Raw genomic sequence first — 12,163 nt, 5'->3', positions numbered from 1 at the left:
GGTCTAGAATTTTTGGTGTTGGAAAGTATTTCCATTCCAAAAGTACTAGGCCCTTTTTGATAACAAAAAAAGGCATCTAAGCCTCCCTAGTGCTATGCTTTAAGCGACGAAACTCAAGATAAGCGGGGTAGGAATAGATGTCTCAACTAGATAATACACTTAAATTACTGGGAATTACAGACACAAACATTCAGGTGTTCGGTACTCGTGAGGAATTTCATGGTCGGGGCTCGGGTCGCAAAAAGTATTTGGTCATCCAGGCAGAGCTTACCTACACACTCAGACGCTGTCCCAGCTGTGGATACAATACGTTGCACCCTAACGGACACAAGCTCACTCATGTCCACATTGCAGGACCCATGGACCGGCCCGTAATAAAAAAGCAACGCTGGCGTTGTAGTAACTGCCATAGCACTTGTACGGCCACCACTCCAGTGGTATCAACCAACCACGCCATCGGTCACGGACTAGCGACTTATGTGCTGAAGCTAGCCAGTAAATCACTCCCGGCTAAGACTATCGCCAGTCTCACCGGTATTTCGACAAACTCAGTTCAGCGTATTTTGACGGCTAATATTCATCCACACGCGAGCCGCCGGTTACCGATTAATCTATGCTTTGATGAATTCCGTTCCACGCACGGCTCCATGTCGTTTATTTGCATTGACGCCGACACTCACAAATCAGTTAAAGTACTTAGCGACCGCCTTAATAGAACCATCAAATAGTTCTTTCTTAGTCAGTACAGCACCGCAGAACGGGCCGCGGTTCAACGCGTCATCATGGACATGAACGCCTCCTATCAGGCATTCGTGCACGAACTATTCCCTAACGCCGAACTCATTATTGATCGGTTCCACATTATTCAATTAATGGGCCGGACGATGGATACCATTTGCACTCAATGTTTAAAGCAACTCGACAAGCATTCGCGGGAATATAAAGTACTGAAATCACTATGGCGCCTATTCCACAAGGCCAACCCTGACGTACAAAAGAGCCGCTACCTCTTCGGCCTGAATGAGTACTCGACCGAACAGAACGCTATTGATATTGGAACCGATACGTTTCCGGCCTTCAAAACAGCTTATGAAACCTACATCGATCTCCACGATGCTTTGATGGGGCGTCACGCTGATGAACTCAAGAATATCATCACTAACTATCAGCCTAACGGCACGCCCCTAGATACGGCCATACATACCCTACGAAAGAATCTTAATGGAGTAATTAACGCCGCCAAATCGTCCTACTCTAACGGACCGATAGAGGGGCGTCAACCGTAAGATCAAGGAGCTCAAACGTGCTTGTTATGGCTTCTCCAATCAGGCCAATATGTTCACACGCGTCTACCAGCTGATTGCCTAGATTATCTACCACAATAACGTCACGATGGTAGGCTTATTTGTTATGCCTTCAAGTACGATATTCAGACAACACACCAGACTAAACGCCGCAACTAATAAAACAACAAAAAAGATCTCCCACACGAGGGGATCTCCAAAGGATAGAAACTATCCTTCAACACCATTTGACAAACTTCCATAAAATGGTCTGATCTCAGTAAAGTACTGAGATCAGACCATTAATTAAAACTAAATATAATTTTTCTAACTTAGTTGTTGCACTTAAACTACTGCATACTCATTTTTCAGTCTTACTTAATCTGCCTCGATGATAAATTTTCTTTTGGATTAAGTATTGATCCTGATCTTGATTAATAAATAACGGAGAACTTTCTTCTATGACATTGCTAAACTCCAAACCATACCATGAAATAGGTGAGGCCGTAATTTTCTGCAAATAGATGCGCCCGCCAATCAATCTTCTATCTAACGAGCTTAACTTATCATTGAAAATTAAATCTGATGGTTGTTCCTTTATAATAACAAACTTAAAGGCGCCGACTTTCCGTTGTCGCTCTGTTGAATACGTGGGTATTTGTGGTTCTAAAATACCTTGTTCCACTAGATTATTTACAACTTGATGTAAATAGACACTAACGGATTGAGATTTCCTAAACCCTAAGTAAAATTGAACGTTAACAACATTATGCGTCTCAAGTAAATCAACTGTATAATTACTTTCATAAGGTGCATTGGTTTCATTGACTGTAACAAACCAATAAACTTTAGCTCTTTTAGGTTGTGTGTCGAGAATAGAATACATGGTACTACGCTTAATTTGGTAATCACCCTTAATTTTAGTCATATACACTAAGTTAGTCGTGAACAAAGGTACTGTATTGTCTGCGCTTAATTTAGAGAGTTGATCACGATAGTCAAGAAGTGAAACATACTCGCTTTCTTTCTCATAATGGTCTCTTCGTTTATTTCCAAAGTACCAAAGCCACATAATATAAAGAATGCCCAACATGATTGTTAACGTAACATAACCGCCATGAATAAACTTAACCAAACTTGAAATTAGAAAGATTAACTCAATAAAACCAAAAAACAAGGCAATTATAAGTGCTGTTCCCTTAGCCAGGTGTTTCTTTAAGAATTCATGCAAAAGCACAGTAGTCATAAGCATGGTAATAGTGATCGCTAAACCATACGCGGCCTCCATTTTTTGTGAACTACCAAAGAACCAGACTACACTAATTGTTATTATACATAGTATCCAGTTAACAGTTGCAATATAAATTTGATTTTTTATATTACTTGGATGTCTAATAACCATTCTAGGTAAAAATTTTAAGCCAATTGCTTCATCGACTAAAGTGTAAGAACCCGTAATCAACGCTTGAGAGGCAATAATTGCAGCGAGTGTGGCTAGCAAAATGCCAACTAGGCGCCAAGTTCCGGGGAGCATTTCATAAAAGGGATTTAAGTTCGATAAGTTCCTGTAAGCAGTATCACCTGCATGTCTAATTATCCAAGCACCCTGACCTAAGTAATTTAAAAATAGGGTACTATATACTAGTGGCCATGTTACATAAATATTCTGCTTGCCAACGTGACCCATATCGGAATATAAAGCCTCTGCTCCTGTGGTTGCCAAAAAGATACTTCCAAGTATAAAGATTCCCACTTTGTTAACTGGACTGAATAGTACCCTAATTGCATAATAAGGAGAAATAGCCTTCAATATCATTGGATAATTGATTAGATTAACGATTCCAAAGACAGCCAAAAAGCCAAACCATAAAATCATCACTGGTCCAAAGGATTTCCCAATCACACCTGTTCCAAAACGTTGAATCATAAATAATACGAGTAGAACAACTGTTGTGATAATCAAGACGTTATGTTGAGAATTACTAAACACCACAGGGCCAAGGTGTTGTTTTTTTAATCCCTCAATGGCTGAAGTCACAGTTACTGCAGGAGTTAATGTTCCATCGGCCAAAATGGCCGCCCCGCCAATCAAGGCTGGCCAAATTAACCATTTTGAATTTTTTCGAACCAATGCATATAAAGCAAAAATTCCGCCCTCACGCTTATTATCGGCTTGCATTGCAATGACAACATACTTCAACGTTGTAATGATCATTAATGTCCAAAAAATCAACGAAATCGATCCAATCACGTAATTGGGAGAAATATTTCCCATTTTACCGGCGTCACCAATCAATGCATTCATAACATACAATGGTGAAGTGCCAATATCACCGTACACAATTCCTAAAGTAACAAGTGCCCCCGCAAAAGAAACACGTTCTAGTTGCTTATTCATATTTGCTTGCCCCCAACGCTAATTATTGAAATATGGCACTGCAAAATAGTAAGCCTAAACACGAAGAAAAGCAACTATGCCATATACATCATAATGAAATCACTTTAAAGAAGCTCATAATTTACGATATACTGATTGGATTGAAGTCAATATTTGAGACAGGTTTTAAGAGACATTCAGAACCGTGTTTACCTTCCACAGCTCAAATAAATCATTAATCGTGATTAATAACTTATTTGAACCATGGAAAGCATTAAATCAGGCGGCCATTTGGCTCGTAAGTGTTGCGATTTCAACTTGTAAGGGAGTCTGGTAGCCCAGTGAACTATGAATTCTCTTCCTATTGTAGAAAGCATGCACATATTCAAAAAGGACGGCAGCGGCAGTTTCATAATCTTCAAAGACCGGCACTGGATAAACACATTCCTTTTTGAGGGAAGCGTGAAAGGATTCCATTGGCGCATTATCATACGGACAACCCTTACGGCTGTAAGAGTGGCGGATATGTAGTTCAGTTAAACGTTGATTGTAATCATCGCTGGTATACTGTGATCCTAAATCCGTATGGATAATCAGGTCCCCAGTAATGGTTCGATTTTTAACCGCGCTTTCAAGGGTCTTTAAGACTAAATCAGTAGCCATCTTTTTTGAGAACGAATAGCCGATAATCCGTCGTGAGTGCAGGTCCATGATGGTTGATAAGTAACACCAGCCATTACGCTTCGTTTGAATATAGGTCATATCAGCGGTCCATTTTTGATTTAAACCAGTGGTCGAGAAATCCTGCTTAAGCAAGTTGGGACGCTGTTCAACCTTGGTTTTGGAAGCCGAAGCCGCTTTCCACTTATTGACGGTAACGGAGTGGATATCCAGTTCCTTCATGAGCCGGGAAATCCGTCGTGGACTGCACCGAAGCTGCAGTGGTTGAAGTTCCAGATTCAATTCATGGTGGATCTTCATAACACCGTATCGCTGCTTAAATTCCGCAAAGATCCGCAGAATCCGTTGTTTCAAGTCCGCATCTTCGGCCCGGCGTTTTGAAGGTTGGGGGGATCGATAACGATAATACTGAGCTCTGGAAACACCGAGGATTCGGCACATCTTGGTTACCTGGTGGTGATGGCTTTCTTGGTGAATGTAATCAAAGATATTGGTTACTTCTGCGCAAGGAAGCCCAGGGCTTTTTTTAGGATTTCGTTCTCCTCAGACAGCGAAGCCAGTCGCTTTTCCATCGCTTTGATTTCGTCTGGCGATTTACCAGATTGAGTTTTGGCCTGGCCCTGGATCCACTTATGAACTGTTGAATAGCCAATGCCATATTCTCTGGCCAGTTGGGCAGCTGATTCGCCTTGCTTATATAGGTTGATAATGTTTTGTTTGAATTCTTTGTCGTAACGAGTTGGCATGTAAAAATTACTTCCTTTTGAGAGACGATTTATTCATTATACCCTCTCTTAAAAGTTGTCTCAGGAATCAGCTTACATCCACGGTCATAAGAACCCGTATCGGTACCCAAAAGAAGAATAGATATAGGCTTTTTATCCTTTAGTTGACCACTTATCTAAGTTATTGTTACGAACATCTTCTTTAACATCACTAATAAACTCCGCAAATTCAGCTGGAATGTGCTTGTCAGTTAGAACAGTTTTAGTTGCAGCTAAAGCATCCTTACGATCAGCTTCATCTAATTTTTCTTGAAGACGGTCTTGCTGTTCTTTTAAGGCTTGTCGTTGCTCTTCTAAATCGGCTTGGGCCTTCTAACTAGCATTCATGCTGGCTCGTTTTTCACCCTTTTCAAGCCATTCTTGTTCCTTTTGCTTAAGCTCCTTTTCAAAATCATCCCGCAGATTGCTTTCTACTTCTTTAGCCTTAGAGGCCATCATCTTTCCAATATCATCCTGTGTGTAGGTCTTGCCAGCTGGCTTTGGATTTTTACCATCAGGATTTGGGTTGGAATCGTTTGGCTTAGGTTCTGGGTTAGGATCAGCAAAAAATTGCAAATTTGTTTTCATCATCAAAATTTCTTTTTAAGTCCGTAGACTAAATTGTTTGTAAGTGCAATAACTAAATCAATTATTCTTTAACGCTTGTAATTGAGAAAAAGGCAAATCAAAAATTCCTATTTTAAAAAGAATGGCACAATTGAATAACTTGTATGCAAATGTTCAATTGCCTATAATTAGATTTAGAAGGATGCAATTTAGATAATGGAGGATTTGATATGAAAAGATTTGGACTTTGGTCAAAAATATCAATTATCATTTCTATATCTCAACTTTTATTAGCCATTTTTAAAGAAATTCAAAACTATAACAAATCTAAAAAACATCCTTCGAAAAATAAGAGAGGATGATGTTTTATGCATTGGTTATGGGTTTTAATTATTGGTGCCATCATTGGTACTATTGCTGGAGCAATTACTAGCAAAGGAAAATCAATGGGGTGGATTGCTAATATTGTTGCTGGATTAGTTGGTTCCTCTATTGGAGAAGCTATACTCGGATCTTGGGGCCCTCAATTAGCCGGAATGGCAATTATTCCTTCAATTATTGGAGCAGTAATTGTTGTTGCTTTAGTTTCTTTCTTTGTCGGTAAATCAAAGAATTAGTTTTTAAGCTTCATTTAAGGTTCTTATACTAAATTATAGATGCTAACTTAATTAGCACCCCTCATCAGGTTATGCTGACAAAGTTGTCCAAAAATTCGGATTAAATTTGCAATCTACCTTATTCAATTCAAGATATTGTTTCCAAACAGGCAAAAAAGCTAGATAACAATTATGATGTTATCCAATTTGTCTATAAAGATGGTAAAAAATTTATCCCCGTTGCTAGTTCACAAAAAAATAAATTTCTAATTAAACCGGTAAAGCTAAAAAATCAAACAAATTCATAACTGAATATACGTAAAAAGAACAGCATTTATTAAGAGATTTAGGTATTTTTTACATACCTCGAATATCCCTTAAAAATGCTGTTCTTTTTCATAACTAAAATTTTTTTTACATAAATGGATCTTGACTTCCCATATAGTACCCTTCGTCAAAACCAGCATCATAATCTGAATTGCCTAACTCAGATCCACCGCTATTATGAGGATGGTTCTTATTTTGCCGATGAATAATAAACCAGATAACCAATCCAACGATTATCCCTAATATAAGCAAAACCCCATTAACAATATTTTTAATATCATAATAGCTTTTCGAGTATATGAACTCTTTATTATCAGCAACCTTTTTCAACTTTGGTTCTAATCTTTCTGCTAGATCAAATAAAGCTTCCATTCTCTGTGTGGTGGTTCCATCAGTTAAATTATTCATTCCAATCTTAATCTTCCAAAACATTAGGTCCGTAATATATGAACTTGATTGATCACTAGGATCAAAATAAACCCGGTTATTCTTTAAATCGCAGACCAAATAATTGTTTTTCCAATCTGGTATACCATTTTCATCGAAATCAATATCGTAATAATGATTATGTCCATATAAAACTTCACCAGTTTTATTAATAACTATATCTTCTGATATTCCTTTAGTTTTAGGATCATTATCAGTTAAATAATTAAAGCGTCTTATACTATCATTATCACTCAATACTAAAATATATAATCTTTGCGGATTAGGCCCCGTGTCAATTTGACCATTGATATCTCCCAGTTTTTCATACTGTTGATTAGTAACTACTTCTTGATCTTCATATATATAATTCCCGACATTAGGACCACCTAGTCCTGCAGCTTGTATAACAGTTACTGAACTGGCACATCCTAGCAAAACCGCTATCCCCAAAAGAAAAGCCTTAATTTTCAACATAATTCTCCCCCGAATCACTGTCTAACTGTCTAATTAAGACTTTAGCACTGTCATTCAACTAGTAAAGACAAAAAAAACGGCTGTACGATAAATAGGGTCACAACTTAACAGTTGTGGCCTCTTTTTTGATGCTGTATAATTAAAGGGTTAGATCCGTGTCATTACTTAATGACATAAATAAGGAGATAAAAAGATGAAATATGGCTATGCGCGGGTCAGTACCACTGATCAAAAATTAGCAAATCAAATTGAGTTACTAAAATTGGCAGGAGCAGAAAAAATCTTTCAGGAAAAGTTTACCGGCACAACTACTGCACGACCGGAGTTTCAAAAACTGTTGCGCGTTCTAAAAACAGGCGATACTTTGATTGTCACTAAGTTGGATCGGTTTGCGCGGAACACGCGCGAGGCTTTAACTATCATCCAAGAGCTGTTTAACCGGAACATCAAAGTTAATATTTTGAATATGGGCTTAATTGACAATACGCCGACTGGCCAATTAGTCTTTACAATATTTAGCGCCTTTGCGCAGTTTGAACGCGATATGATTGTCACGCGCACACAAGAAGGTAAATTGTATGCCAAGCAACATGATCCGTTGTTTCGGGAAGGGCGACCGAAAACGTATTCTGATGAACAAATCAGATTTGCTTATGAGCTGCGAAAACAAGGCATGACCTACAAGATGATTGAACGAAAGACGGGGATTAGTAAACGCACGCAGCAGCGACGGTTTAAGTTAATTGAGAAACCAAGTGATACTTCTAAAATCTAAGACAGGTGAAAGATCATGAAAAAGGATATTTAAATTATTTCCTATTTTGACTGATCTTTAATAATCGTGTGATGTCCCTAATAGTTTGCTCCTACGTCAAGTTTTGGTACTAAAAAAATTAGCCGTTTATCCTAATTCTTTCGGTGTTATACCAGTTAATGTAATTTTCAACTCTGAGGACTAAGTCCTCAAAACTAGTAAAACGTGTTTGAAAAATAAATTCTCGTTTAAGTAGCGAATGGAAAGCTTCGAGCGGACCGTTATCATATGGATAACCTTGTTTGGAATATGAATGCCTAATCAGGTGCTGCTTTAACAGGCCTTCATAAGCAATACTGGTGTATTGTGAACCCATATCAGAGTGCAAAAAGGTTGGCTTAGAAGCCCTGCTCAAGGCTTGCAACAATGTCTTAATAATCAGTTTCGATGCCATCTCCTTGCCAATGTTGAAAGCGATGATTTGCTTACTAGCTTGGTCAAAGATGGTACTTAGATAAACCCAAGTGCCTGGTCTTAGTTCTAGGTAGGTTATGTCAGCACGCCAAATAGTTCCGATTGGATGGTTCTTAATCAAGTTAGGCCGTTGAGAATAATCTACATGAGTGCCTGGCTTCTTAAAACGCCGCCCCATTAGTGATCGAATGCCTAACTCCTGCATTAATCGGTAGACACGATTGGGGCCAATGACTACACCAAGTCTTCTCATGGCAATTGTGATCCGAGGGTACCCATAGGCTTTATAATTATTTTTCCAAATTTCAAAGATCTGGCTTTTTAAAATCGTATCTTGTTTATCATGACGACTTGTCTGATAGTGTTTCCAATGATAATACGTACTTTTGGACAGCTTCTTATGCTACTCTAAAAAAGGAATACTAAAAGAAATGGGTGATGATCATGCAGCAAATTTCCACAAAAACTTTAAATATGAATGTCCAAAAAGATTTGAATTTTACCTGGTCAACGCAAGCAATCCTTTTCTGTGCCAGCATCATTGCCTGTATCGGCCTCAACGTTGATTCCGCGCCCGTCGTCATCGGAGCAATGCTGATCTCGCCATTAATGGCGCCAATTGTCGGGATCGGCTACGGCTTGGGAAATAGCAATCCAAAGCTATTATCAAAAGCGGCGAGACTCTTTTTGATCCAGGTGACAATCGGGATCATCGGTGCAACCATTTACTTTTTCATTTCGCCATTAAATACCGCCAGCGCCCAACTGCTTGCCCGAACCGAACCCACTCTCTGGGACGTTTTAATTGCCTTCTTTGGTGGATTTGCCGGGGTCATCAGTTCCGCGAAAAAAGATGGTAGCAACGTCGTTCCCGGGGTTGCCATTGCCACGGCCTTAATGCCGCCGCTATGTACGGTTGGGTATGGGATTAGTCATCTCAACGCTTCATTTATATTGGGGGCGGGCTACTTATTTTTGATTAACGCCTTTTTCATCGCCTTGGCAACGGCAGCCGGGACCATCTTTTTCCGCATCCGCAGCGGTGAACGGCTGAATGTATCATTGCGCCAACAAATTTTGATCGTCATCATTTCGATTATCATTGTCATCCCCAGTTCAATCTCGGCTTACACGATCGTCCACAATTCATTCGTCGACACGCAATTATCTCAATTTATCAACGAGAAGCTCAGCAATCAATACATTGCCAAACAAAACGTCGACGGCAAAAATATTCAAATCTCGGTCATCGGCCAACGCTTGTCTGCCAGCCAAGTTGAGCAACTGCAGCACTCATTGAAGCAGTATCATCTTGGTGATTACCAGTTATCGTTGACCCAGCTCACCAAAGGAAATTACATCACCCCCAAAGAATTTCAAGATTATATGAAGCAATCAGACACCAATGACACGATTCAAACCAGCACCAATTCAGCCGACAACGCCTCATTGACCAATGTCCAAAATGACATCGTCAAAAAATATCCCAAACAAATCAGCAATATTTTCGTTGGCCAAGTTCAAGACAAAGCCAATCACACGATTTCTATAATTGCCATTCAGCTCTCAGATAACGGCAAAGGAAAAGCGGCTGAGATTGAGAAGGCTGCCACAAAAACTGCCGCTAATAACAATGTTAATGCCGTCGTTCGCATGATGACTCCTTCCCAACAGAGTGATTAAAGTCACAATGAGGGGCCTCAATAAAGTTAGACAAAATCGGCTGTACGATAAAGGTACCGAAAGCCAGCATTAATTGTAAAGCATCCGACACGGACACCTAGGCTACTCCTTTCGTTAGGATTTATGGGCTTTAAAGGTTTAACACCATAAGCACCACCTCCGATCGGAAATAGCCACCGCCTTAACTTCTCTACAAAGAACTATTATACAGGGAATCTGTATCACTATCCAAGCTTTAGAACAAATTCGTTGGATCGCTATATTACCAGTGAGAACCAATTTTGCAAATTAAAATTTTAATGTGAACAGCTCTAAAAGCTCTTCATCAATACCTGTTGACAAAGGGCCATCATAGATTGATTTAATTGCAAGGTTGGATTAATGAGCATTAAGTTCCGGCGACCTGCTTAAGAGTAAATGGTTTCCGAGGAGAAATCTAGATTTCAGGAACGGCTTGCACCGTCACTGAAATATTACCTCTTGTAGCTCGAGAATAAGGGCAGACCTGGTGTGCTTCGTCTAACAATTCTTGCACTTTTGAAAGGGGGAGATTAGAAATGAAGCCTTCAATTTCTACTCCTAAAACAACATCTGGGACTGATTCCTTACTTTGATTGTACAACGATACTCTAACCTTGATGATCGAATTACCGCGAATATTCTTAGCTCGTTTGATATAATCTAAGGCGCTATTAAAGCAAGCACTATAGCCCGCAGCGAAAAGTTCCTCTGGATTGGTTCCTTCCGTTTTACTGCCCGGTTCTTCAATGTTTACGTTGAAAGAGTGGTTTGGGCTATGTGACTCACCAGAGCGTCCTCCAGTGTTAATCATGGTTGTTGTATATACTTTCTTCATTTGATGACCTCCTTGAAATAATCGCAGCTTTCGTTAAACGCAAGCCACTCGACTAACGACTCATACTTGAAGCCATCTTAATGGTAGTTTCGGCTGAACGTGCAGATATTTTATACAAGATGGCACCTTCTTGCCAAGTAATAGTTTGGTTTAATCCATTATCAGTGACATCAAAGTTGCCTGCCCCAACTTGGCTCGGAATGGGAAGCGAGTACTGGTTAAACAATGCTACCAGTTGTTTGCTCATAGCAACTGGATCTTGGCCCATGACAGGTGAGGCATGTACTGTTACCGACCAGCGACCTGCTTGCCATGTGAGATAAGCTTGTCCAGCTCCTCGATCAATAGTCCCCTGAACACCAGTCCCAAGATCAATGACCGGTAACCCAGTCTCTTGTGCGTGGTGATTAACCGCGGTCACTGCAGCCGCTGTGGAGACATAGGCGGTTTTATTGAATGTTGCATAAGGCGTTTCGCTAGCTAAGGTGCTGGCATTAAATTCCTTGGCTGTAGCTCCAACACTATAATAAACCGTATATCCGTATGCATTACTGATATAGTGCATATTCAACCGATTGTGATTTTCGTTCAAACCATCAACAGTTGGTTTTTTTGTAGTCCCAATTGCCATAGACAACTTCTGATTGAGCTCTTGAATTCGAGAATCTGTAGTATCCTCTTTTACTGATGAGGTCTTTGATGATATTGAACTAGCCACAGTAGATGAAGAACTAGAAGACATTTTCTCTTTTGCAGAATTAGATACCTTCGTAGCGGAACTAATAGATGTCGATGGTGTTTTAGAGTTGGTATTGAGCTTCGAACAACCTCCGATTAAAAGGCATGCTGTCAACGTTGCGATAACAATCTTGCCCTTCATATGACATTCCTTCTTTCC

At 39.7% G+C, this 12,163-nt stretch carries 12 protein-coding genes and 3 pseudogenes; 5 read left to right on the top strand and 10 right to left on the bottom strand.

From position 1 onward, the window contains the following. Positions 1-137 precede the first annotated feature (137 nt). Positions 138-1,368 (top strand): annotated as a pseudogene (locus tag IV57_RS11595) (ISL3 family transposase). A 276-nt stretch (positions 1,369-1,644) separates the two neighbouring features. On the opposite strand, the gene IV57_RS11590 reads toward IV57_RS11595, so the two are convergent. The 5 genes and pseudogenes from IV57_RS11590 to IV57_RS13385 all read right to left on the bottom strand — a co-directional run bounded on the left by IV57_RS11590 (position 1,645) and on the right by IV57_RS13385 (position 5,696). Then, positions 1,645-3,681, bottom strand: a complete 2,037-nt coding sequence (locus IV57_RS11590; protein ID WP_057881679.1) for a KUP/HAK/KT family potassium transporter — start codon at positions 3,679-3,681, stop codon at positions 1,645-1,647. A gap of 258 nt (positions 3,682-3,939) precedes the next feature. Next, positions 3,940-4,818, bottom strand: coding sequence for an IS3 family transposase (locus IV57_RS11585; RefSeq protein ID WP_269083229.1), 879 nt, complete (start codon positions 4,816-4,818; stop codon positions 3,940-3,942). Between the two features lie 17 nt (positions 4,819-4,835). Further along, positions 4,836-5,087, bottom strand: coding sequence for an IS3 family transposase (locus IV57_RS11580; RefSeq protein WP_002816285.1), 252 nt, complete (start codon positions 5,085-5,087; stop codon positions 4,836-4,838). A 132-nt stretch (positions 5,088-5,219) separates the two neighbouring features. Then, a pseudogene (locus IV57_RS13390) lies at positions 5,220-5,408 on the bottom strand (capsid assembly scaffolding protein Gp46 family protein); the annotation flags it as partial. A 30-nt stretch (positions 5,409-5,438) separates the two neighbouring features. Then, complete coding sequence (locus IV57_RS13385; protein ID WP_236704365.1) at positions 5,439-5,696, bottom strand: hypothetical protein; 258 nt, start codon at positions 5,694-5,696, stop codon at positions 5,439-5,441. Between the two features lie 206 nt (positions 5,697-5,902). Between IV57_RS13385 and IV57_RS13455 the strand changes: the two genes are divergently transcribed. Both IV57_RS13455 and IV57_RS11570 read left to right on the top strand, forming a co-directional pair. Continuing rightward, positions 5,903-6,034 carry a hypothetical protein gene (locus tag IV57_RS13455; RefSeq protein ID WP_016511903.1) on the top strand — a complete coding sequence of 44 codons (132 nt, stop codon included), beginning with the start codon at positions 5,903-5,905 and terminating at the stop codon, positions 6,032-6,034. A gap of 6 nt (positions 6,035-6,040) precedes the next feature. Then, entirely contained in the window at positions 6,041-6,289 is a 249-nt protein-coding gene (locus IV57_RS11570; protein ID WP_057881678.1) for a GlsB/YeaQ/YmgE family stress response membrane protein, read from the top strand. A gap of 393 nt (positions 6,290-6,682) precedes the next feature. On the opposite strand, the gene IV57_RS11565 is transcribed toward IV57_RS11570, so the two are convergent. Continuing rightward, the gene (locus tag IV57_RS11565; RefSeq protein ID WP_057881677.1) at positions 6,683-7,498 is read right to left on the bottom strand and encodes a hypothetical protein; all 816 of its coding nucleotides are present in this window, start codon (positions 7,496-7,498) and stop codon (positions 6,683-6,685) included. A gap of 193 nt (positions 7,499-7,691) precedes the next feature. On the opposite strand from IV57_RS11565, the gene IV57_RS11560 reads away from it, so the two are divergent. After that, positions 7,692-8,273, top strand: a complete 582-nt coding sequence (locus IV57_RS11560) for a recombinase family protein (protein ID WP_057881676.1) — start codon at positions 7,692-7,694, stop codon at positions 8,271-8,273. A 118-nt stretch (positions 8,274-8,391) separates the two neighbouring features. On the opposite strand, the pseudogene IV57_RS11555 reads toward IV57_RS11560, so the two are convergent. After that, positions 8,392-9,123: pseudogene (locus IV57_RS11555) on the bottom strand (IS3 family transposase); the annotation flags it as partial. 47 nt (positions 9,124-9,170) lie between these two features. Here IV57_RS11555 and IV57_RS11550 point away from each other — a divergent pair. Then, positions 9,171-10,409, top strand: coding sequence for a DUF389 domain-containing protein (locus IV57_RS11550; protein ID WP_057881680.1), 1,239 nt, complete (start codon positions 9,171-9,173; stop codon positions 10,407-10,409). Here the strand turns inward: IV57_RS11550 and IV57_RS13520 are convergent. The 3 genes from IV57_RS13520 to IV57_RS11540 form a co-directional block, all read right to left on the bottom strand. Then, positions 10,363-10,500 carry a putative holin-like toxin gene (locus IV57_RS13520; RefSeq protein ID WP_420806329.1) on the bottom strand — a complete coding sequence of 46 codons (138 nt, stop codon included), beginning with the start codon at positions 10,498-10,500 and terminating at the stop codon, positions 10,363-10,365. The two genes, IV57_RS11550 and IV57_RS13520, sit on opposite strands and share 47 nt — an antisense overlap. A gap of 345 nt (positions 10,501-10,845) precedes the next feature. Continuing rightward, a complete protein-coding gene (locus IV57_RS11545; RefSeq protein WP_057881674.1) occupies positions 10,846-11,265 on the bottom strand; it encodes an Ohr family peroxiredoxin in 420 nt (139 codons plus the stop codon). A gap of 52 nt (positions 11,266-11,317) precedes the next feature. After that, on the bottom strand, positions 11,318-12,145 hold the full coding sequence (locus tag IV57_RS11540; protein ID WP_057881673.1) for a hypothetical protein: 828 nt from the start codon (positions 12,143-12,145) through the stop codon (positions 11,318-11,320). Between the last annotated feature and the right edge of the window lie 18 nt (positions 12,146-12,163).

Origin of the sequence: Companilactobacillus kimchiensis (assembly GCF_001438805.1) — a bacterium.
Taxonomy (GTDB): domain Bacteria; phylum Bacillota; class Bacilli; order Lactobacillales; family Lactobacillaceae; genus Companilactobacillus; species Companilactobacillus kimchiensis.
The sequence above is the reverse complement of the archived record's forward strand: the minus strand, read 5'-3'. Positions and strand labels throughout refer to the sequence as shown.